The sequence below is a fragment of the Microbacterium sp. PAMC21962 genome, from assembly GCF_019443465.1.
GTDB lineage: Bacteria > Actinomycetota > Actinomycetes > Actinomycetales > Microbacteriaceae > Microbacterium > Microbacterium hominis.
On sequence record NZ_CP080381.1, the window covers coordinates 3423115 to 3445341 of the forward strand.

21 protein-coding genes are annotated in these 22227 nt (G+C 70.5%); 18 read left to right on the forward strand and 3 right to left on the reverse strand.

The window, feature by feature from the left end:
* Nucleotides 1–8 precede the first annotated feature (8 nt).
* Nucleotides 9–947, reverse strand: a complete 939-nt coding sequence (gene cysK, locus KY498_RS16035) for a cysteine synthase A (protein WP_191008828.1) — start codon at nucleotides 945–947, stop codon at nucleotides 9–11.
* Between the two features lie 176 nt (nucleotides 948–1123).
* On the opposite strand from cysK, the gene prmC reads away from it, so the two are divergent.
* From prmC to KY498_RS16100, 13 genes are all read left to right on the forward strand, one after another.
* Nucleotides 1124–2020, forward strand: coding sequence for a peptide chain release factor N(5)-glutamine methyltransferase (gene prmC, locus KY498_RS16040; protein WP_191008827.1), 897 nt, complete (start codon nucleotides 1124–1126; stop codon nucleotides 2018–2020).
* A 156-nt stretch (nucleotides 2021–2176) separates the two neighbouring features.
* Nucleotides 2177–2875, forward strand: coding sequence for an L-threonylcarbamoyladenylate synthase (locus KY498_RS16045; RefSeq protein ID WP_061782497.1), 699 nt, complete (start codon nucleotides 2177–2179; stop codon nucleotides 2873–2875).
* Nucleotides 2872–4059 (forward strand): MraY family glycosyltransferase, encoded by a 1188-nt coding sequence (locus tag KY498_RS16050; protein WP_060958895.1) that lies wholly within the window; start codon nucleotides 2872–2874, stop codon nucleotides 4057–4059. Before KY498_RS16045 ends, KY498_RS16050 begins: the two co-directional genes overlap by 4 nt.
* Nucleotides 4056–4592 carry a hypothetical protein gene (locus KY498_RS16055; protein ID WP_101306629.1) on the forward strand — a complete coding sequence of 179 codons (537 nt, stop codon included), beginning with the start codon at nucleotides 4056–4058 and terminating at the stop codon, nucleotides 4590–4592. Before KY498_RS16050 ends, KY498_RS16055 begins: the two co-directional genes overlap by 4 nt.
* 45 nt (nucleotides 4593–4637) lie before the next feature.
* Nucleotides 4638–5507 (forward strand): F0F1 ATP synthase subunit A, encoded by an 870-nt coding sequence (gene atpB / locus KY498_RS16060; RefSeq protein WP_101306628.1) that lies wholly within the window; start codon nucleotides 4638–4640, stop codon nucleotides 5505–5507.
* Between the two features lie 49 nt (nucleotides 5508–5556).
* The gene (gene atpE, locus KY498_RS16065; RefSeq protein WP_060958893.1) at nucleotides 5557–5790 is read left to right on the forward strand and encodes an ATP synthase F0 subunit C; all 234 of its coding nucleotides are present in this window, start codon (nucleotides 5557–5559) and stop codon (nucleotides 5788–5790) included.
* 26 nt (nucleotides 5791–5816) lie between these two features.
* On the forward strand, nucleotides 5817–6353 hold the full coding sequence (locus KY498_RS16070) for a F0F1 ATP synthase subunit B (protein WP_060958892.1): 537 nt from the start codon (nucleotides 5817–5819) through the stop codon (nucleotides 6351–6353).
* Nucleotides 6353–7141, forward strand: a complete 789-nt coding sequence (locus KY498_RS16075) for a F0F1 ATP synthase subunit delta (RefSeq protein ID WP_061782496.1) — start codon at nucleotides 6353–6355, stop codon at nucleotides 7139–7141. Before KY498_RS16070 ends, KY498_RS16075 begins: the two co-directional genes overlap by 1 nt.
* Nucleotides 7142–7156: 15 nt before the next feature.
* Nucleotides 7157–8797 (forward strand): F0F1 ATP synthase subunit alpha, encoded by a 1641-nt coding sequence (gene atpA, locus KY498_RS16080; RefSeq protein WP_061782495.1) that lies wholly within the window; start codon nucleotides 7157–7159, stop codon nucleotides 8795–8797.
* A gap of 29 nt (nucleotides 8798–8826) precedes the next feature.
* A complete protein-coding gene (locus KY498_RS16085; RefSeq protein WP_191008826.1) occupies nucleotides 8827–9741 on the forward strand; it encodes a F0F1 ATP synthase subunit gamma in 915 nt (304 codons plus the stop codon).
* A 24-nt stretch (nucleotides 9742–9765) separates the two neighbouring features.
* Nucleotides 9766–11220 (forward strand): F0F1 ATP synthase subunit beta, encoded by a 1455-nt coding sequence (gene atpD / locus KY498_RS16090; RefSeq protein WP_060958888.1) that lies wholly within the window; start codon nucleotides 9766–9768, stop codon nucleotides 11218–11220.
* Between the two features lies 1 nt (nucleotide 11221).
* Nucleotides 11222–11485 carry a F0F1 ATP synthase subunit epsilon gene (locus KY498_RS16095; RefSeq protein WP_060958887.1) on the forward strand — a complete coding sequence of 88 codons (264 nt, stop codon included), beginning with the start codon at nucleotides 11222–11224 and terminating at the stop codon, nucleotides 11483–11485.
* A gap of 88 nt (nucleotides 11486–11573) precedes the next feature.
* Nucleotides 11574–12326 (forward strand): YaaA family protein, encoded by a 753-nt coding sequence (locus KY498_RS16100; protein WP_101306625.1) that lies wholly within the window; start codon nucleotides 11574–11576, stop codon nucleotides 12324–12326.
* 13 nt (nucleotides 12327–12339) lie between these two features.
* Here the strand turns inward: KY498_RS16100 and KY498_RS16105 are convergent, their stop codons facing one another.
* On the reverse strand, nucleotides 12340–12810 hold the full coding sequence (locus KY498_RS16105) for a DUF4282 domain-containing protein (RefSeq protein WP_191008825.1): 471 nt from the start codon (nucleotides 12808–12810) through the stop codon (nucleotides 12340–12342).
* A gap of 177 nt (nucleotides 12811–12987) precedes the next feature.
* Here KY498_RS16105 and KY498_RS16110 point away from each other — a divergent pair, with 177 nt between their 5' ends.
* The 5 genes from KY498_RS16110 to KY498_RS16130 all read left to right on the forward strand — a co-directional run bounded on the left by KY498_RS16110 (nucleotide 12988) and on the right by KY498_RS16130 (nucleotide 21303).
* A complete protein-coding gene (locus tag KY498_RS16110) occupies nucleotides 12988–13656 on the forward strand; it encodes a DUF5684 domain-containing protein (RefSeq protein ID WP_191008824.1) in 669 nt (222 codons plus the stop codon).
* A gap of 133 nt (nucleotides 13657–13789) precedes the next feature.
* Nucleotides 13790–15523, forward strand: coding sequence for an ABC transporter ATP-binding protein (locus KY498_RS16115; protein ID WP_101306623.1), 1734 nt, complete (start codon nucleotides 13790–13792; stop codon nucleotides 15521–15523).
* A 35-nt stretch (nucleotides 15524–15558) separates the two neighbouring features.
* Complete coding sequence (locus tag KY498_RS16120) at nucleotides 15559–17508, forward strand: ABC transporter ATP-binding protein (protein ID WP_191009558.1); 1950 nt, start codon at nucleotides 15559–15561, stop codon at nucleotides 17506–17508.
* Between the two features lie 21 nt (nucleotides 17509–17529).
* The gene (locus KY498_RS16125; RefSeq protein WP_101306622.1) at nucleotides 17530–18318 is read left to right on the forward strand and encodes a PP2C family serine/threonine-protein phosphatase; all 789 of its coding nucleotides are present in this window, start codon (nucleotides 17530–17532) and stop codon (nucleotides 18316–18318) included.
* 66 nt (nucleotides 18319–18384) lie between these two features.
* Entirely contained in the window at nucleotides 18385–21303 is a 2919-nt protein-coding gene (locus KY498_RS16130) for an FtsK/SpoIIIE domain-containing protein (protein WP_191008823.1), read from the forward strand.
* Here the strand turns inward: KY498_RS16130 and KY498_RS16135 are convergent.
* Nucleotides 21184–22209, reverse strand: a complete 1026-nt coding sequence (locus KY498_RS16135) for an asparaginase (protein WP_191008822.1) — start codon at nucleotides 22207–22209, stop codon at nucleotides 21184–21186. The two genes, KY498_RS16130 and KY498_RS16135, sit on opposite strands and share 120 nt — an antisense overlap.
* Nucleotides 22210–22227: the final 18 nt, after the last annotated feature.

Consider the following 22227-nt stretch of genomic DNA (forward strand, 5'->3'; position numbering starts at 1 on the left):
GTCGGGGATCAGTCCTCGCGCAGGTGCTCGTAGAGCGCCGTCGAGAGATACCGCTCGCCGAAGGACGGGATGATCACGACGATGTTCTTGCCCTCGGCCTCGGGGCGGGCGGCGATCTGCAGTGCGGCCCAGATCGCGGCGCCGGAGGAGATGCCGACGAGGATGCCCTCCGTGGTCGCGACCTCGCGGGCGACGCGGATCGCGTCGTCGAACTGGACGTCGACGACCTCGTCGATGACGCCCTGATCGAGGATCTCCGGGATGAAGTTCGGTCCGATGCCCTGGATCTTGTGCGGCCCGGGCGTGCCCTTGGTCAGCAGCGGGGAGTCGGCCGGCTCGACGGCGATGACCTTCGCCTCCGGCACCCGCTCCTTCAGCACCTGGCCGACGCCGGTGATCGTGCCGCCGGTGCCGATGCCGGCCACGAAGTAGCCGATCTCGCCGTCGGTGTCGCGGAGGATCTCCTCGGCCGTCGTCTTGCGGTGGATGGCGGGGTTGGCCTCGTTGGCGAACTGCTTGGCGAGGATGGCGCCGGGCGTCGCGGCGGCGATCTCCTCCGCCTTCGCGACGGCGCCCTTCATGCCGAGCGCGGGCTCGGTGAGCACGAGCTCGGCACCGTAGGCCTTCAGCAGCAGACGACGCTCGACCGACATCGACGCGGGCATCGTGAGGATGACCTTGTAGCCGCGTGCGGCGCCGACCATCGCCAGCGCGATGCCGGTGTTGCCGCTCGTGCCCTCGACGATCGTGCCGCCCGGCTGCAGCGCGCCCGCCGCTTCGGCGGCGTCGACGATCGCGATGCCGAGGCGGTCCTTGACGGAGGACGCCGGGTTGTAGAACTCGAGCTTGGCGAGCACCGTGCCGGGCAGGCCCTCGGCGATGCGGTTCAGACGCACCAGGGGAGTGTTGCCGAATGCGCTCGTGATGTCGGGGTGGATGCCGGACATGGCCTGCCTTTCGTGCGGTCGGGTGCCGCCCGGTCGTGCGTGATCGCGTCGCCGTCGGCGTCTCGCACCAGCCTAAGCGCCCGATCTGCTCCGGAGTCGATTGTGACGATTCTTCACGGGTGCACGGGCCTCCCGCGCGGCATCCGCCGGCGGGCGCGACTAGGGTGGGAGGGCTCATGATCCCCCCGCACGATTCCGGCGCGCCCGCACGACGCGCTGCCACCGGCCTGTCCGACCTGCTCCGACGGGCGACGCAGACGCTCGCCGCCGCGGGGGTGCCGACGCCCGACGTCGATGCGGAGCTGCTGGCGGCGCACGTCTGGGGCCGCACGCGCGGAGAACTGCTCGCCGCGGCCCTGCGTGGCGACGAGGTCCCCGACGACACGACGGCCTTCGAGGCGCTGATCGCCCGCCGCGCCGCCCGTGAGCCGCTCCAGCACCTCACGGGCACGGCTCCTTTCCGCCATCTCGAGCTGCGGGTGGGTCCGGGAGTCTTCGTGCCGCGGCCCGAGACCGAGATGGTGGCCCAGCTCGCCATCGACGCGCTGCGCGCCGTGCCGGATGCCGAGCCCGTCGCCGTCGACCTGGGCACCGGCTCGGGCGCCATCGCGTTGGCGATGGCCACGGAGGTGCCGCACGCGCAGGTGCACGCGGCGGAGAACGCGCTCGACGCGTTCGTGTGGGCGAAGGAGAACTTCGCCCGGAACGCGCCGCAGGCGCGCCTGGCGTTCATCGACCTCGCCGACGCGTTCCCGGAGCTCGACGGCTCGGTGGCCGTGCTCGTCTCCAACCCGCCCTACGTCCCCGACGCCGCCGTGCCGCGCGACCCGGAGGTGCGCCACTGGGACCCGCCGTCGGCGCTGTACGGGGGAGAGGACGGCCTGGACGTCGTCCGCGTGCTCTCCCGGGTCGGCCGGCGGCTGCTGCGCCCCGGCGGGACCCTCGTGATCGAGCACGGGGAATGGCAGGGCGGCCCCATCCGCGCGCTGCTGGAGGCCGACGGCTGGCGCGCGTGCGCCACGCATCCCGACCTCACCCTCCGCGACCGGGCGACGACGGCCCTCCGCCCCTGACCTTCCGGTCGTCGAGCGAGCGCAGCGAGTCGAAACGTCGCGTGCCTTCCGGTCGTTGAGCGAGCGCAGCGAGTCGAAACGTCGCGTGCCTTCCGGTCGTTGAGCGAGCGCAGCGAGTCGAAACGTCGCGCGGGTGAAACGTAGACTGGACACGATATGTCTGAGTTCTTCGACGCCCGCGACACGGAGCAGCTGCTTCCGGGTCTGCGCAAGGCACGGCAGGCGATCGGGCGCGGTGAGCTCATCGTCATGCCGACGGACACCGTGTACGGCATCGCAGCCGACGCGTTCAGCGCCAGCGCCGTCGCCGCGCTCCTGGCGGCGAAGGGGCGTGGGCGCCAGTCGCCCCCTCCGGTCCTGGTCGCGGGCCTGTCGACGATGCGGGCCCTGGTCTCGGACGTTCCGGCTCCCGTGGAGCGACTGGTCGAGGAGTTCTGGCCGGGCGGGTTGACGATCGTGCTGCCGTCGCAGCCCTCCCTGTCGTGGGACCTCGGCGACACGGGCGGCACCGTGGCGGTGCGCATGCCCGCCGACCGCATCGCGCTCGAGCTGCTCGAGGACTGCGGCCCGCTGGCGGTCTCCAGCGCCAACCTCACCGGCAAGGCCGCGGCCGTCGACGTGCACAGCGCCTACACGATGCTGCGCGACAGCGTCTCCGTCTACCTCGACGGGGGACCGTCCTCGCACGGCGTCGCGTCGACGATCGTCGACGCGACGGGACTCGCCGTCCCGGGAGGGCGTCCCGTCCGGGTGCTCCGCGAGGGCGCCGTCCCGCGCGATCGGCTCCGCGAGGTGCTGGGCGAGCTGCTCGAGCCCGACCCCGAGCCGCTCGGCGACGACGCGCCCGCGCCATGAGGTTCTATCTGCTCACCGTCGCCGTGACGGCCGTGGCGACCCTCGGCTTCACCTGGGTCGTCTGGCGGATCGGGATGCGGCTCAAGCTGTACCCCGAGATCCGTGAGCGTGACGTCCACACCACGCCCAAGCCGCGCGTCGGCGGTGTGGCCATGTTCCTCGGCGTGCTGGTGGCCTTCGGCATCTCCTCGCAGATCGGCTACTTCCAGATCTTCTGGGCCGATCCGGCGGTCATCTGGTCGCTGCTCGGCGCCTCCGCCCTGATCGTCGTCGTCGGCGTGCTCGACGACCTGTGGGACCTGGACTGGATGATCAAGCTGGGTGCGCAGTTCCTCGCCGCCGGCATCGTGGTGGGCTTCGGCGGCATCCAGATCTTCTTCATCCCGTTCGGCCAGCAGTTCGTGGTGTCGAGCTTCGCGAGCTTCGCGATGTCGGTGATCGCGATCGTCATCGTCATGAACGCGGTCAACTTCATCGACGGACTGGACGGCCTCGTGGCCGGGGTCGCTCTCATCGCCAACGCGGTGTTCTTCGTGTACACCTACCTCGTCGCGCGCGACACGGGCGCATCGAGCTACTCGAGCCTCGCCTCGTTCATCGCCGTCGCCCTCATCGGTGTGTGCGTCGGCTTCCTGCCGCTGAACTGGAACCCGTCGAAACTGTTCATGGGAGACTCGGGGGCGCTCCTGCTCGGTCTTCTCATGGCGTCGTCGGCGATCGTGTTCACGGGCAACCTGCCGCCGGCGCTGCTCGGCGACAACGACGTGTTCGGCCGCTCGCAGCTGCTGGGTGCGTTCATCCCCATCCTGCTGCCCGTCGTCGTCGTGCTGCTGCCGCTGCTGGACTTCGGGATGGCGATCGTGCGCCGCATGGCGCGCGGGAAGTCACCCTTCTCTCCCGATCGCAAGCACCTGCACCACCGCATGCTCGACATGGGGCACAGCGACCGCGACGCCGTCCTCATCTTCTACGCCTGGACGGCCGTGGTGTCGGTGGGCGTGCTGCTCATGTACATCGGGACGACCCAGAACTGGCCGGGGGACTACGCGATCGGCGGGGTGTTCGTCCTCGTCGGCATCGCGGCCTGCCTCGTCGTCACCTTCATGCCGTCCCGGCGTTCCGCCCCCACCGCTGCCGACGGCGCCGCGGCGCCCCCGTCCGATCCGACCCCGAGGACCTCATGAGCTCCCTGTCCAGCACCACCGTCCTGCGCACGACCCTCCTGTGGTCGGCCCTCGCCACCGGCATCCTGGCCGTCGTCGGCGCGCTGATCGGCTTCGCCGTGGCCGGGACCTCCGGTCTGTGGAGCGCGCTGGTCGCGATCGTCCTCGCGGCGGTCTTCCTCGGGTTCACGGCGGTCACGATCCTCGTCTCCAACCGGTGGTTCGGCGATCCGCTGTACGTGCCGATCTTCTTCGGCGCCGTGATGGGCGGATGGCTGCTGAAGTTCGTCGTCTTCCTCGTCGTGCTGTTCCTGCTGCGGGGCCAGCCGTGGCTGAATGCCGGCGTGTTCTTCATCGCGCTCGTCATCAGCGTGGTGGTCTCGCTCGCGATCGACGCGATCGTGATGGTGCGCATGCGCGTGCCCGTCGTCAGCGACGCCTCGCTGCCCACGCTCGCCGACGTCATCGACGAGGCGCGACGCCCGGCGCCCCCGGAAAGGGGGGATGCCGAGGACGGTCCGCGGCCCGCGGACGATAACCCCTCCCGGGGCTGATAGGCTGTCTCTGCGCCCGTTCGCGCTCCGCGAAACGCGTGCGCAGTGACGCTCACACCGACCATCGTCGCACCGGTTGCATCCGGTGCCCCGAAGCTGGAGCCAGCGCTGTTTACCCAAGCTGCGACACTGATCGCCAAGACCGCCGAAGACGGCGGCTTCCACGGCCCGTCCATCGATGAGTTCTTCCCGGACGTCCTCTTCAGCGTCCTGGGCGTCCCCGTCACGCGGATCCACCTCATCCAGTTCATCGCGACGATCGCTCTCGTGCTGTTCCTGTGGGCCGGAACCCGTCGCATGCGGATCGTGCCGGGCCGTTTCCAGAGCATCGCCGAGATGGGCCTGGACTTCGTCCGCGTGAACATCGCCGAAGACCTCCTGGGCAAGAAGGACGGGCAGCGCTTCCTGCCGATCCTCACCACGATGTTCTTCATGATCCTGTTCTTCAACATCACAGGCATCATCCCGTTCATGAACCTCGCCGGGACGAGCATCATCGCCGTCCCGCTGATGCTCGCGGTGATCAGCTACGTGACGTTCATCTACGCGGGTATGAAGAAGAGCCCGAAGAACTTCTTCAAGAACGCGCTGTTCCCCTCGGGCGTCCCGCCGTTCCTCTACATCATCGTCACGCCGCTGGAGTTCCTGTCGACGTTCATCATCCGCCCGGTGACGCTCACCCTGCGACTGCTGATGAACATGATCGTCGGTCACCTCATGCTCGTCCTGTTCTTCTCGGCGACGCAGTTCTTCCTCATCACCCTCGGCGGCTGGTGGTCGGCTCTGGCGGCGGGCTCGCTCGCCTTCGGTCTGGCCTTCACCCTGTTCGAGATCCTGGTGGCCTTCCTCCAGGCCTACGTCTTCACCATCCTCACCGCGGTCTACATCCAGCTCGCGGTGGCAGAAGAGCACTGAGCGGGCGAGGCTCCCGCCTCTCCCACCCAACCCCGAAAGGAAAAACCCCGTGGACGCAACTACGGTTCTCGCCGAGCTTTCCGGCAACGTCGCGACGATGGGCTACGGCCTCGCGGCCATCGGCCCCGCCATCGGCGTGGGCATCGTCGTCGGCAAGACGATCGAGGGCGTCGCCCGTCAGCCCGAGCTGGCCGGCCGCCTGCAGGTCCTCATGTGGATCGGTATCGCCTTCACCGAGGCGCTCGCCTTCATCGGCATCGCTGCCGGCTTCATCTTCGTCTGATCGCCCGCACCAGTTAAGGAGACAGGATGCGCAATCTTGTCGCGTACGCCGCGGAGGAAGCGGGCCACAACCCGCTCATCCCCGCCTGGTACGACATCATCTGGTCGGGTGTCTGCTTCATCGTCATCCTCGTCGTGGTGTGGAAGGTCGCCCTTCCCAAGATGAAGGTGCTGCTCGACAACCGTGCCGCCGCCATCGAAGGCAACATCGCGAAGGCCGACGAGGCGCAGCGCAAGGCCGAAGCCGCGCTCGAGGAGTACACGGCGCAGCTCGCCGAGGCTCGCAAGGAGGCCGGTGAGATCCGCGACGCCGCCCGTGAGGACGGCAAGAAGATCGTCGCCGAGGCGAAGGACACGGCATCCGCCGAGGCCTCGCGCCTGACCGCCGCCGCGCACACGCAGATCGAGGCGGAGCGCCAGACGGCGCTCGTGTCGCTGCGCAGCGAGGTCGGCACCCTGGCGCTCGACCTGGCCGGCGGCGTCATCGGCGAGTCGCTCTCGGACGACGCCAAGGCGAAGGGCGTCGTGGACCGCTTCCTCGCCGACCTCGAGAAGGCGAAGTAATGGGCAGCGCGACCACTCAGGCACTGGCGACGACCACGGCGGAGCTGACGGCAGCCGGCGTGGGCGACCTCACGGTCGCTCGCGAGCTGTTCGCGGCCGCGCGCGAGATCGCCGACTCGGCGCAGCTGAGCGGCGCGCTCTCCGCATGGGGCGCGCCTGCCGAGGCGCGCGCCCAGGTCGCCCGCGCCGTGTTCGCCGGGTACGGTCCCGTCGCCGTCCGGCTGCTGACCTCCGCGGTCTCGCAGCGCTGGTCGTCGACGCACGACCTCATCTCCGGCATCGAGGAGCTCGCGATCCGCGCCGCCGCGATCGGGGCTCCCGGCACGGACGTCGAGGGCGAGCTGTTCCAGGTCGCACGCCTCGTCGCGGCCAACCCCGAGCTCGAGCTGGCGCTCGGCAGCAGGCGGGGCGACGCGTCGGCCAAGGGCGCGCTGATCGAGAAGCTGCTCGGCGGCCGGGCGGGAGAGGCCACGGCCCTCATCGCCTCGCAGCTGGTGCAGCAGCCCCGGGAGCGCCGTGTGCGCTTCCTTCTGAACCGCGCGCTCCAGCTCGTCGCCGACCAGCGCGGCAAGAAGGTCGCCACCGTGCGGGTGGCCGGCGCGCTCGACGCCGCGCAGCAGGATCGCCTCGCGGCCGCGCTGAGCGCCCGCTACGACGCCGACGTCACCGTGAACGTCGTCGTCGACCCGGAGGTGCTGGGCGGAATGCGCGTGGAGATCGGTGACGACGTCATCGACGGGACCGTCTCCTCCCGAATCAACGACTTGCGCCAGCGCCTCGCTGGCTAGAACAGAAGGAACACCATGGCAGATCTGACCATCAGCCCCGACGTCATCCGTGACGCGCTGAAAGACTTCGTCGCCGCCTACGAGCCGGCCGGCGCCGCCGCCACCGAGGTGGGCACGGTCGTCGACGCCGCCGACGGCATCGCGCACGTCGAGGGTCTTCCCGGCGTCATGGCGAACGAGCTCGTGCGTTTCGACAACGGCGTGGAGGGCCTCGCGCTGAACCTCGACGAGAACGAGATCGGCGTCGTCGTGCTCGGCGAGTTCTCCGGCATCGAGGCCGGCCAGAAGGTCACCCGTACCGGTGAGGTCCTGTCGGTCGCCGTCGGCGACGGCTACCTCGGCCGCGTCGTCGACCCGCTCGGCAACCCGATCGACGGCCTCGGCGAGATCGCCACCGAGGGGCGCCGCGCCCTCGAGCTGCAGGCGCCCGGCGTCATGCAGCGCAAGAGCGTGCACGAGCCCATGCAGACCGGTATCAAGGCCATCGACGCGATGATCCCCGTCGGCCGCGGTCAGCGTCAGCTCATCATCGGCGACCGTCAGACCGGCAAGACGGCCATCGCGATCGACACGATCATCAACCAGAAGGCCAACTGGGAGTCGGGCGACGTCAACAAGCAGGTCCGCTGCATCTACGTCGCCATCGGTCAGAAGGGCTCCACGATCGCCTCCGTCAAGGGTGCGCTCGAGGATGCCGGTGCCATGGAGTACACGACGATCGTCGCGGCCCCGGCATCCGACCCCGCCGGCTTCAAATACCTCGCGCCCTACACGGGCTCGGCCATCGGCCAGCACTGGATGTACGGCGGCAAGCACGTCCTGATCATCTTCGACGACCTGTCGAAGCAGGCCGAGGCCTACCGCGCCGTCTCGCTCCTCCTGCGCCGCCCGCCGGGCCGTGAGGCGTACCCCGGCGACGTGTTCTACCTGCACTCGCGTCTGCTGGAGCGTTGCGCGAAGCTGAGCGACGAGCTCGGCGCCGGCTCGATGACGGGTCTTCCGATCATCGAGACGAAGGCCAACGACGTCTCGGCCTACATCCCGACCAACGTGATCTCGATCACCGACGGCCAGATCTTCCTGCAGTCCGACCTGTTCAACGCCAACCAGCGTCCCGCGGTCGACGTGGGCATCTCGGTCTCGCGCGTCGGCGGCGACGCCCAGGTCAAGTCGATCAAGAAGGTCTCGGGAACGCTCAAGCTCGAGCTGGCCCAGTACCGCTCGCTCGAGGCGTTCGCCATGTTCGCCTCCGACCTCGACGCGGCATCGCGCCGTCAGCTCGAGCGCGGTGCGCGTCTGACCGAGCTGCTCAAGCAGCCGCAGTACGACCCGTACCCCGTCGAGGAGCAGGTCGTGTCGATCTGGGCCGGCACCAACGGCAAGCTCGACACGATCGCGGTCGAGGACGTGCTCCGTTTCGAGCGCGACCTGCTCGACTACCTCAAGCGCAACACGACGATCCTCGACACGCTCCGCGACACCAACGTGCTCGACGACGCGACGGTCGCCGAGCTCGAGAAGGTCACCGACGCCTTCATCCTCGAGTTCCAGGGCGGCAAGGGCCAGGCCATCAACAAGCCCGGTCACGAAGAGGTCGCCGCCGCGCACGAGGAGGATGTGAACCAGGAGCAGATCGTCAAGGGCCGCCGCGGCTGACGCCCGGCGCGATCTGAGACAGAGAATCCATGGGAGCACAACTCAGGGTCTACAAGCAGAAGATCTCTTCTGCTCAGACGACCAAGAAGATCACGAAGGCGATGGAGCTCATCGCGGCTTCGCGCATTCAGAAGGCGATGGCGCGCGTGCGCGCCTCCTCGCCCTTCGCGCGCGCCGTGACACGGGCCGTCTCCGCCGTGGCGACGCACTCGAACGTCCAGCATCCCCTCACGACGGAGCGGGAGACGATCCGCCGGTCGGCGGTCGTCATCTTCGCCTCCGACCGAGGGCTCGCCGGTGCCTTCAACTCGCAGATCCTGCGCGAGGGCCTGCAGCTCGGTGAGCTGCTGCGCTCCCAGGGCAAGGAGGTCGAGTACTTCCTCGTCGGACGCAAGGCGGTGGGCTACTTCCAGTTCCGCCGCATGGCGTCGGCCGGCGAGTGGGTCGGCGACACCGACACCCCCCACTTCAACACCGCCGAGCAGATCGCGGGCGCCCTGCTGGACGCCTACGACCGCGGCGGCGAGGAGGAGGGTGGCGTGGACGAGATCCATCTCGTCTTCAACCGCTTCGTCAGCATGATGACCCAGGAGCCGCAGACCGTTCGTCTGCTGCCCCTCGAGGTCGTCGAGGCGGACGAGGTCGTCGAGTCCGCCGGCGCGGGCACCCAGGTCTACCCGCTGTACGAGTTCGAGCCCAGCCCCGAGGTCGTCCTCGACGCGCTGCTGCCGGTGTACGTGCAGAGCCGCGTGTTCAACGCGCTCCTGCAGTCGTCGGCCGCGAAGCACGCCGCGACCCAGAAGGCGATGAAGAGCGCCAGCGACAACGCCGACAAGCTCATCACCGACTACACCCGCCTGCGCAACAACGCGCGTCAGGCCGAGATCACTCAGCAGATCGCCGAGATCGTCGGCGGTGCCGACGCCCTGGCATCCGGCAAATAACGCCCACACCGAAAGAGACAGACAATGACTGCCACCGCCACCGCCGAACAGGCCGAGACGACGGTCGTCGGGCGCGTCGCACGCGTCACCGGCCCGGTCGTCGACATCGAGTTCCCGCACGATGCGATCCCCGACATCTACAACGCGCTGAAGACGACCATCACGATCGGCGACGACGCGACGGAGATCACCCTCGAGGTCGCGCAGCACCTCGGCGACGACCTGGTGCGCGCCATCTCGCTCAAGCCCACCGACGGCATGGTCCGCGGCCAGGAGGTGCGCGACACCGGTGGCCCCATCACGGTCCCGGTCGGCGACGTCACCAAGGGCAAGGTGTTCAACGTCACCGGCGACATCCTGAACCTCGAGCCCGGCGAGACCGTCGAGATCACCGAGCGCTGGGGCATCCACCGCCAGGCGCCGAACTTCGACCAGCTCGAATCGAAGACCGAGATGTTCGAGACCGGCATCAAGTCCATCGACCTGCTGACGCCCTACGTGCAGGGTGGCAAGATCGGCCTGTTCGGCGGCGCCGGTGTCGGCAAGACCGTCCTCATCCAGGAGATGATCCAGCGCGTCGCGCAGGACCACGGCGGTGTGTCGGTGTTCGCCGGTGTCGGTGAGCGTACCCGTGAGGGCAACGACCTCATCGGCGAGATGGAGGAGGCGGGCGTCTTCGACAAGACCGCGCTCGTCTTCGGCCAGATGGACGAGCCGCCGGGGACGCGTCTTCGCGTCGCGCTGTCGGCGCTGACGATGGCGGAGTACTTCCGCGACGTGCAGAAGCAGGACGTGCTGCTGTTCATCGACAACATCTTCCGCTTCACGCAGGCGGGCTCCGAGGTGTCGACCCTTCTCGGTCGCATGCCGTCGGCCGTGGGCTACCAGCCGAACCTCGCCGACGAGATGGGTGTGCTGCAGGAGCGCATCACCTCCACGCGCGGTCACTCGATCACCTCGCTGCAGGCGATCTACGTGCCGGCCGACGACTACACCGACCCGGCGCCGGCCACGACCTTCGCGCACCTCGACGCGACGACCGAGCTCTCCCGCGAGATCGCGTCGAAGGGCCTCTACCCGGCCATCGACCCGCTGACCTCGACCAGCCGCATCCTGGACCCGCGCTACATCGGCGAGGACCACTACCGGGTGGCGACGGCCGTGAAGCAGATCCTGCAGAAGAACAAGGAGCTGCAGGAGATCATCGCGATCCTCGGTGTCGACGAGCTGTCCGAAGAGGACAAGATCGTCGTCTCGCGCGCCCGCCGCATCCAGCAGTTCCTCTCGCAGAACACCTACATGGCGAAGAAGTTCACCGGTGTCGAGGGCTCCACGGTCCCGATCAAGGAGACCATCGAGTCGTTCGACGCCATCGTCAAGGGCGACTTCGACCACGTGGCCGAGCAGGCCTTCTTCAACGTCGGAGGCATCTCCGACGTCGAGGAGAAGTGGGCGAAGATCCAGAAGGAGAACAGCTGACATGGCGCTGACCGTCACCCTCGTCTCCGCGGAGGAGGAGGTCTGGCACGGCGAGGCGAATCTCGTCGTCGCCAAGACCGTCGAGGGCGAGATCGGCTTCATGACCGGTCACGAGCCCGTGCTCGCGATCCTCGCCGAAGGGCAGGTGCGCATCACGCAGCCCGACGGGACGAAGGTCGTCGCCAGCGCGCAGGACGGATTCCTGTCGATGGAGGGCGACGAGCTCACCATCGTGGCCGGCCACGCCGCACTCGCGTCTCGCTGAAAACCTCGAGAAACCACTTCCCTCTCGACAAACCACCGCTCCGGTGGTTCGTCGGCAGGGGAGTGGTTTCTCACTGTTGGGAGGCGTGATGCTGATCCTGCTGCCGCCGTCGGAGACGAAGCGTCCCGGCGGACGGGCGTCCCGGCCGCTGGATGTCGGGTCGCTGGCCCTGCCCGCGTTGACCGACGCCCGCGAGGCCGTGATCGATGCGCTGATCGCCCTCAGCGCGGACGAGGACGCGGCGGCCGCCGTGCTCAGACTCTCCGCGCGCCAGCGCGGCGACATCGCCGACAATGCCGCACTGCGCCGCGCGCCGACGATGCCGGCGATCGACCGCTACACGGGCGTCCTCTTCGACGCCCTGGATGCCGCGACGCTGGAGCCCGCGGCGCGCCGCTGGCTCGGCGCGCACGTCCTCATCCACTCCGCGCCGTTCGGCCCGGTCGCCGCGCTCGACGCGATCCCCGCCTACCGTCTCGCCGCGGGCACCGCGCTCCCCGGCATCCCGCCGCTGCGTCGCCACTGGGCCGGCGCCGTGTCGTCCGCGCTGGCGGCCGAGGCTCCCGCGTTCGTCCTCGACCTGCGCTCGGAGGCCTACGCGGCTCTGGGGCCGGTCCCGTCCGGACTCCGCTGCGCCTACCTGCGGGTCGTGACCGTCGGCGACGACGGGACCGCTCGGGCCCTCAACCACTTCAACAAGGCCGGCAAGGGCGCCCTCGTACGCGCCCTCGCCCAGACCCGGCCGCGCATCTCCACGATCGACGCGCTACTGCGCTGGGCGACGGCGAACGACGTCGTCCTGCGCGAGGGCGCGGCGGGCGAGATCGAGCTCGTCGTCTGACGGCCCCGTGCCGTCAGTCGCGTGAGGTGTTCGCGGCCGTGCGCTCGGTGTTCTCGGCGATCGCGACCAGCGCGACGCCGGCCTCGATGACGAACCGCAGCACGACGACCGCGAGGAACGCGAGCACGGGGACCACGATGAGCGTCGAGAGGATCAGGGCGATGCCGCCGCCCGGGTTCCACCACAGCGAGCCGATTCCCGAGATGATCCCGCCGAGGAAGCTCGCGATGAAGGCGATGCCGATGGCGACCAGCCCCACGAGGTAGAAGACGCTCGCGAGACGGCGGGTGATGAACCGCGTGAACGACAGGTCGAATAGGGCGGAGAGGAAGCCGCGGCCGATGTCGTCGAGATCGCCCACGAGCCGGGGCACCCCCGTGTCGTCGACGCCGGCGATCCCCTCGGGGCGGGGCACCTCGCGGGCGGCCTCCTCTGCGGGTCGCTCGGGCAGGGGCGGCGGCGTGTGTGCGGACGGATCGGTCATGGCGTCTTCCTCCGGATGGCGGTGGGCGGGATGGGGACAGGCTATCGATCGGCGCGACCGCCCCGGGAAGACCCACCGCAACAGACGTCGCGCTCGTCGGGGCACTACCAATACGATGTGAGCCGAGCGGGCCAGGGTGGTCGTGCTCGACGGCGAGACTCGCCGGGGGAGGTTTTCATGGATGACTACTCGGGAGGCAGCGCGGCTGCGGCTGCGGCTGCCCTGATCGCGCTCGCATTCTTCATCTTCATCTTCGCGGTGATCGGCTACGTGATCAGCGCTTTCTTCTTGATGAAGATCTTCGACAAGGCCGGTGTCCAGGGCAAGTGGCGCGCCTGGGTCCCGATCTACAACTTCATGGTGTTCGCCAAGCTCGGCGACGTCAGCCCGTGGGTGATGCTCGGGGCCATCCTGGCGTCGGGCCTGCTGAGCCAGATCCCCGTCCTCGGATGGATCATCGCCCTGCTCCCCATCGTCGTCGGGGCGCTGGCCGCGTGGCGCGTCGGCCTCAAGCTCCAGAAGGAGACCCCCTGGGTCATCCTCTACGTGCTCCTCGGCATCGTCTGGCTCGGCATCCTCGCGTTCGACAAGTCGCGCTGGAACCCGAGCGTCGCACCGGCACCGTGGGCCGCGAACGGCTTCCTCGCCGACCGCACCGTGTGGCAGGGCGTTCCCGTCCAGGCCGCCGGCGCCGCTCCGGCCGGGTATCAGCCGCCGGCACCGCCCGCGGGATACCAGCCGCCGGCGCCGCCCACGTACCAGCCGCCCGCGGCCACGCAGCCGCCCGCGGCGCCCGAGCCTCCGACGACGGAGCCCCCCGCGGCTCCGGAGCCGCCGCGCTCCTGATCGCACCTTCTCATCTCGACCGCCCGGGTTCGCTCACAGCGCACCCGGGCGGTTGAGCGTGGACGGCGCGCGGGCGTAGCGTCGTCTCGCGCTCATCTCACGCTCATCTCGTGGGGCGCGGGAAGGTGGTGCCGTGCTCGGCAGGATCCTGGTGCGCTACATCGCACCGTCATGGCCGCTGCTCGTGCTGGTCGTCGTCTTCCAGCTCGGCCAGTCGGTCGCCTCGCTGCTGCTGCCCACGCTCAACGCCGACATCATCGACAAAGGTGTCATCACCGGCGACATCGGCTACATCTGGCAGACCGGCGGCGTCATGCTCGGCGTGAGCCTGGTGCAGATCGTGTGCTCGCTCATCGCCGTGTACTTCGGGTCGCGGCTCGCGATGGGACTCGGCCGGGCGCTGCGCGCGGACCTGTTCCATCGCGTGGTGGCCTTCTCGCAGCGGGAGGTGGGCCAGTTCGGCGCGCCGTCGCTGATCACCCGCAACACCAACGACGTGCAGCAGGTGCAGATGCTCGTGCAGATGTCGGCGACGGTCATGGTGGCCGCTCCCATGCTGGCGATCGGCGGCATCGTCATGGCGGTGCGACAGGATGCCGGGCTGTCCTGGCTCGTCGCGGTGTCGGTCCCCGTGCTCCTGGTGATCGTGTCGCTCATCGTGGTGCGGATGGTGCCGGCCTTCACCAAGATGCAGGCCCGCATCGACCGGATCAACCAGATCATGCGCGAGCAGCTCACCGGCATCCGCGTGGTCCGCGCCTTCGTGCGCGAGGACGAGGAGCGCGCCCGGTTCACCCGCGCGAGCGAAGACGTCATGGAGACGGCGCTTCGCGCCGGCAACCTGATGGCGCTGATGTTCCCCGCGGTCATGCTCGTGATGAACCTCTCCTCCGTCGCCATCATCTGGTTCGGCGCTGCGGAGGTGCAGGACAACGGCGTGCAGATCGGCACGCTCTTCGCGTTCCTGAGCTACATGATGCAGATCCTCATGGGCGTCATGATGGCGACCTTCATGTTCGTGATGATCCCGCGCGCGGCGGTGTGCGCCGACCGCATCGGCGCCGTGCTGGACACCGAGCCCTCGGTCCGTGCCCCGCAGACGCCGGTGCCGGCCGCGCGCGGTGGCGGCCGGGTCGTGTTCGACGACGTGGAGTTCACCTACCCCGGTGCCGAGGCGCCGGTGCTGCAGGGCATCAGCTTCCAGGCCGAGCCGGGCACCACCACCGCGATCATCGGCTCGACCGGGTCGGGCAAGTCCACGCTCGTCGGGCTCATCGCGCGCCTCTTCGACGTGACCGGGGGCAGTCTCACGGTCGACGGGGTGGACGTGCGCACGATGGATCCGGATGATCTCTGGGAGCGGGTGGGGCTGGTGCCGCAGCGGGCGTTCCTGTTCGCGGGCACCGTCGCCTCCAACCTCCGCTACGGCGACGAGGACGCCACCGACGAACAGCTGTGGCGGGCGCTGGAGCTCGCCCAGGCGAAGGACTTCGTGACGGCGCTCCCGGGAGGACTTGAGGCCCAGATCGCGCAGGGCGGCACGAACGTCTCCGGCGGCCAACGTCAACGCCTCGCGATCGCCCGTGCGCTCGCCAAGCAGCCGGAGATCTACATCTTCGACGACTCGTTCTCGGCGCTCGACCTGCAGACCGACGCGGCGCTGCGCCGAGCACTGGACATGCATCTGCCCGGCGCCACGCGCATCGTCGTCGCCCAGCGCGTCTCGACGATCCAGAGCGCCGACCAGATCATCGTCCTCGACCACGGTCGCATGGTCGGCATCGGCGCGCACGAGGAGCTCCTGGAGACCAGCGAGACCTACCGCGAGATCGTCGAGTCGCAGCTCGCCGCGCAGGAGGCATCGTGAGCGGCCCGGGGCCCCGCGGCCCGCGCGGCGGCCCGATGGCCGGGGGCGCGCCGGTGCAGAAGGCGCAGAACTTCGGCCCGAGCGCGCGTCGCCTGCTCGCCACCCTGCGCGTGGACAACGCGAAGCTCGTGGTCGTCCTGATCCTGGGTGTGCTGTCGGTGGGGCTCTCGGTGCTCGGACCGAAGATCCTCGGCGAGGGCACGAACGTCGTGTTCGCCGGATTCATCTCGATGCAGGTGCCGGCCGGGGCGACCAAGCAGCAGGTCATCGACCAGCTCGTCGCCAGCGGCAATCAGCAGCAGGCCGACATGCTCTCCGCGATGGACTTCACGCCCGGCGCCGGCATCGACATGGGCCGGCTCGGCACCATCCTGCTCGCCGTCCTCGCGATCTACGTGTTCGCGGCGGTCTTCAACTGGCTCCAAGCCCGCCTGCTCAACGGCATCGTCCAGCGTGCGATGCACCGGCTGCGTGTCCGCGTGGAGGAGAAGATCCACCGCCTGCCCCTGTCGTACTTCGACGGCGTGCAGCGCGGAGAGCTCCTCAGCCGCGTGACGAACGACGTCGACAACATCGGCCAGACGATGCAGCAGACGCTGTCGCAGGTCATCATGTCGCTGCTCACCGTGGTGGGCGTGCTGGTGATGATGTTCGTGATCTCGCCGCTGCTCGCCGTCATCGCGCTCGTCACGATCCCGCTGACCGTCCTGGTCACCGTGCTGGTGGCCCGCCGTTCGCAGAAGCTCTTCGTGGCCCAGTGGAAGGCCACCGGCATCCTGAACGCACGCGTCGAGGAGACCTTCTCGGGCCACGCCGTCGTGAAGGTCTTCGGGCACCAGCGGGCGGTGGAGCAGGACTTCGCGGTCGAGAACGAGGAGGTGTATCGCGCGAGCTTCGGCGCGCAGTTCCTCTCCGGCGTGATCATGCCCGCGATGATGTTCATCGGCAACCTCGTCTACGTCGGCATCGCCGTCGTCGGCGGTCTCCAGGTGGCCGCGGGACTGCTCTCGATCGGCGATGTGCAGGCCTTCATCCAGTACTCGCGCCAGTTCACCCAGCCGCTCAGCCAGCTGGGGTCGATGGCGAACCTGCTGCAGTCCGGCGTCGCCAGCGCCGAGCGCGTGTTCGAGCTGCTGGACGAGCCCGAGCAGGAGCCCGATCCCGATCCGGCGGCGACCGCGCCCGCCGACGCCGCCCACCTCGAGTTCGACGACGTGAGCTTCCGCTACGTGGCCGACAAGCCGCTCATCGACGGGCTGACGCTCGAGCCGCAGCCGGGCAGCACCGTCGCGATCGTCGGGCCCACGGGTGCGGGCAAGACCACGCTCGTGAACCTCATCATGCGTTTCTACGATGTGGATGCCGGCGCGATCGCGCTCGACGGGGTCGACACCCGGCGGATGACCCGCGACGACCTGCGGGCACGCACCGGCATGGTGCTCCAGGACACGTGGCTGTTCTCGGGCACCATCCGCGAGAACATCGCGTACGGGCGTCCGGAGGCGTCGGAGGAGGAGATCGTCGCGGCGGCCACGGCCGCCTATGTCGACCGGTTCGTGCACGCCCTGCCGGAAGGCTACGACACGGTGCTGGACGACGAGGCGACGAACCTGTCGGTCGGTGAGCGCCAGCTCATCACCATCGCCCGCGCCTTCCTCGCCGATCCCCGCATCCTCATCCTCGACGAGGCGACCAGCTCGGTCGACACCCGCACCGAGCTGCTCATCCAGCGGGCGATGTCGCGCCTTCGCACCGACCGGACCGCGTTCGTGATCGCGCATCGGCTCTCGACCATCCGCGACGCGGACCTGATCCTCGTGATGGAGGAGGGCTCGATCGTCGAGCAGGGCACCCACGAGCAGCTGCTCGCCGCGCGCGGTGCGTACCGCCGGCTCTATGACGCGCAGTTCGAGGCGCCCGTCGACGACGAGGGGATCGCCGACCTTCCGCCGAGCGGTGCGCCTGTCGGCGGGGTGCGGGGCTGAGGCGTCCACTAGAGTGGGACCGTGCCCGAAGCCGCGACCCATTCGCGCACCATCCCTCTCGCGGACGGTGTGCTCGAACTGCAGTGGTCGGAACTGACCCACCGCGGTCGGCGGCGCGAGGTCAATCAGGATGCGGTCCTCGCCGAGTATCCGCTCTTCGTCGTCGCCGACGGCATGGGCGGGCACATCGGTGGGGAGATCGCCAGCAGCAGCGCGGTCGCGCGCCTGGAGTCGATCGCCGCCAAGGGCGAGGTGACCCCCAAGAGCATCGAGAAGGCGCTCGCACGGGCCGTCGCCGACATCGCCTCGCACCCCGATGCGACCGACGACGGGACGGGCACGACCGTCACCGGCGTGTACCTCGACACCTCGACGCCCGAGCCGACCTGGGTCACCCTCAACATCGGCGACTCCCGGGTCTACCTCTTCCGTGACGGCGGCCTCGCCCAGGTGACGACGGACCACTCCGTCGTGCAGGAGCTCATCGCCGCGGGACGGCTGAGCCCGGAAGAGGCGGAGAACCACCCCTACGGCAATGTGATCACCCGCGCCGTGGGCCCCTCCGACGGCGTCGCGCCCGACTACGTCCGCCTCGAGGTCATCGACGGCGACCGCTTCGTCATCTGCAGCGACGGGCTCACCAAGGAACTCACGGACTACGGCATCCTGCATTTCCTCCTGCAGCACGACGACCCGAGTGCGGCGGCCGACGACATGCTCGAGGCGGCGCTGGAGAACGGCGGCCGCGACAACATCTCGATCATCGTCCTCGACGTCCACCGCACGGGTTCCTCCCCGGCAGCCGACTGACGCCTTCCCTCCACCGATCGTCCACATCCGCGGTCGGCGCTGTCCACGGGCCGGTTGACTGCCGGCATGAGCGATGTCGCCGCCCGTGAGCACGATCTCCTCCGCCTGCCGTCGGTGCCGCCTCCGCCGGTGCGCGCACCGGTGCCCGTGCTGGCGGCGATCGTCCCGGTCGTCGGCGCACTCGTCCTGTGGCGGGTGACGGGCTCGACGTACGCCCTGTGGTTCGCGGCGCTCGGACCGCTGCTGGCCGTCGCCTCCTTCGGTGACGGGCTGCGCGCCGCGCGCCGCGCACGACAGGCGGCCCGTCGCGCCGCGCGCGGCGAGCTGACCCGCCTCGGCCGCGAGGTCGAGACGCGCCATGCCGAGGAACGTGCGCGCGCGTGGGGCCGCACTCCCGACGTCGCGGCGCTGTGCGGCGACGACGCCGAGATCTGGCGGGCGGTCCCCGGCCGCGAGAGCTGCCTCGTGGTCGGGCGCGGAGCCGGTGTCAGCGGTCTGCGCATCGAGGGCGACGCCGCCGACGAGGCGGCGCGTGCGCTGCGCCGTCGCGCCCGCGAGATCGAGGACGTGCCCGTGACGATCCCGCTGGACGCGGGCATCGCCGTGCGCGGGCCGGCCGTGCTCGCGGCATCCGTGGCCCGGGCGCTGCTGCTGCAGGTGTGCCTGGTCCACCCTCCCGGTCGAGTGCGGGTCGCCGACCCCGCGGCGCTGAGCACGGTCCTCGCGGTCGCCGGCGAGCTGCCCCACGCCCACGCGACGGCGGGGGCGGCCGTCGTGGTGACGGATGCCGCTGCGCGCGTTCCCGCCGGCGCCGACATCCCCATCGTCGTGATCGGTGAAGACGATCCCGTGCCGCCGCGGTGCGCGGCGGTGCTCACGCTCGCCGGGGGAGACCGGGGGCGGCTGGATCACGACGGGAGCACCCGCTCGGTGCAGGTCGAGGCCGTCTCGGCCGCCCAGGCCGCCGAGATCGCGTCGGCGCTCGCGGCGCGGGCGCACGGCCTCGGACACCGCACGGACGAGGCGACCACCGTCGACGACCTCGCCGTCGACGAGCCCCGTCCGGGCAGCTTGCGCTGTCCGCTGGGAGTGAGCGCGGGCGAGGTCGTCTCCCTCGATCTGGTGACCGACGGTCCGCACGCCGTCGTGATCGGCACGACCGGCAGCGGCAAGAGCGAGCTGCTGTGCACGTGGGCAGCCGGCATGTGCCGGGGCCGTGATGCGACCGAGGTGGCCCTGCTCCTCGTGGACTTCAAGGGAGGGCGCGCATTCGACGCGCTCGCGGCCCTCCCGCACGTGACGGGCGTGCTCACCGATCTCGACGAGCAGGCCGCGGTGCGGGCGGTGGAGAGCCTTCGTGCCGAGATACGGCATCGGGAGCGGACGCTCGCCGCGCACGCGGCGAAGGACATCGACGAGGCGGCCGGTGCCCTCCCGCGCCTCGTCATCGTCGTCGACGAGTACGCGGCCCTCATCAACGCCCATCCCGAGCTGCATGAGCTCTTCGCCGATGTGGCGGCGCGCGGGCGGGCGCTCGGGATGCACCTCGTGCTCGCGTCGCAGCGGGCGACCGGCGCCTTCCGCGACGCCGTCCTGGCCAACGCGCCGCTGCGGATCGCGCTGCGCACCACCGATGCGGCCGACTCCCGCCTCGTGCTCGGCACCGACGACGCGGTGCGGCTGTCGGGGCGCCCGGAGGGGCGGGGGATCGCGCTGATCCGCGGCGCGGCGGACGATGAGCCGCGGCGCGTGCGCGTCGCCCGCTGCACCGTGCGCGCCCTGGAGGCGATCCGGCTCGGGGCGGGAGCGCAGCGTGCGCGGGCGCCCTGGCTTCCGCCGCTCGCGGCATCCGTGCCTCTCGAACGGATCACCCGCCCGGGACGGATCGTCCTGGGGCTCGCGGACGAGCCGGACCGGCAGCGTCAGGAGGCGGTGGTCCTCCCCGAGGATGCCGCGGGTCTCGCCGTCGTCGGGGCCGCCGCCAGCGGGCGCACGGGAGTGCTCCAGACGGTCGCGCGCCAGCTTCGCGTCGCTCCGCTGTGGGTTCCGGCAGACGCGGAGGGCGCGTGGGACGCGGTCGACGCTCTGCTGCGCTCCGCGACCGGCGGCGCCGTGCTGATCGACGACGTCGACGCCCTCGTCGGCCGGTTCTCCGCCGAGTACGCCGTCGAGTTCGTCGCCCGTCTGGAGCGCATCGTCCGTGACGCGCGCCGGGCGGACCGGCTCGTCGTCGTCTCCGCGGCCCGGATCTCGGGCCCTTCGGCGCGCATCATCGAGCTCCTCCCGCATCGCGCCCTGCTGTCGCTCGCGACGCGCGCCGACCACGTCGCCGCCGGCGGCGACTCCGCCCACTTCCTTCCCGATCAGCCGGTGGGGCGCGGACGCTGGGGCCGGCTCCTCGTCCAGTTCGCCCACACCGACGCGCCGGAGATGCCCGCGCCGGGCCCCGCGCCGCCCGTGTGGTCACCGGCGGGCGCCGTCGGCGGTGTCACCGCCGTCGTGGCGGGTCCGGGCGCCGACCCGCGCGGCCTCGCCGCGGCCTGCGCCGCCCGCGGAGCGCGTCTGCTGACCGTCGCGGAGGCGGCCGCATCCGACCTGATCGACCCGGCGGCGCCGCCGCCGGGTGCCCCGCGCGAGACCCTGGTCGTCCACGGCGCCGCCGACGAGTGGCTCGCGCAATGGCGTCTGCTGGCGCGCGTCAGGTCGGCGCACGAGCTGCTGATCGGCGCGGAGTGTCTCCCCGAGTTCCGCGCCGTGACGGGTCGGCGAGAGCTGCCGCCGTTCGCCGCGTCCGCGGCCGGGCGCGCGTGGCGGGTCGTTCCCGGACGGGAGTGCGTGCGGGTCCGCCTGCCGCCGGGGCGCCGATCAGACGGTCGGGCGGATGCGTCCCACCTCGCGGCCCCCGCCGGTGACCTCGAGGGGGAGCTGCGCCATCGTGGCGGCGGCGTCCTCCGCGGTCAGGGCACCGACGCGGGCGAGCAGTGAGAGGGCCACCGCGGTCGCCACCCGACCGCTGCCGTCGAGGGTCTTGAGCGCGACGGTCGTGCCGTCGGGAGCCGTCATGATCATGACACCCTCGGCGCCGCCCTTGGCGAACACTCCGAGGCGCTCGATCGCGATCGTGTCGGGCCGCCCCGGGCCGTCGATCGCCCACGGGTTCTCCCGCACCGCGCGCACGAGCGCGCCGGCCTGGCGATGCAGCGCGAACGGGGATCGCTCCGACGCCGTGCCGATCCGGTGCGCCGCGCGCGCCAGGGCGGTCAGGCTCATGGCGTACACCGGCGCCCCGCACCCGTCGATGGCCATGGTCGACACCTTCGTGCCCGTCAGGCGCTCGATCACCTCACGGATGTGCACCTGAAGCGGATGCTGCGGGTCGAGGTAGCTGCCCGGGTCCCACCCGTTCGCGGTGCAGGCCAGCAGCATCGTCGCGTGCTTGCCCGAGCAGTTCATCCGCACCCGTTCGGGCTGGCCGAGCTCGCGCACGAGCTCGTCGCGCGTCGCGGTGTCGCCGGGCCATGCCGGAGGGCACTGCAGGCTGTCCTCGCCGAGGCCGGCCCGTCCCAGGATCTCCCGGACCACCGCGGCGTGCCGGTCGGTGCCGCTGTGGCTCGCCGTCGAAAGCGCGAGCTGCTCGCCCTCCAGCGTCACGCCCGCCGTCAGGCAGCCCAGGGCCTGCAGCGGCTTCATGCTCGAGCGCGGCAGGATGGGCGCCTCGACGTCGCCGAGGCTCAGCCGGACGACGCCTTCCGCGTCGAGCACGATCGCCGCGCCCGCGTGCCGCGACTCGACGAAGCCGCTGCGCTCGACGACGGCGAGTTCGACGGCGTCGCCGACCGCGATGGTTCCGTTGCGCGCGGACGATCGGGCGGAGGCGTGAGGATCTGACACGCAGAAGAGCCTACTTCC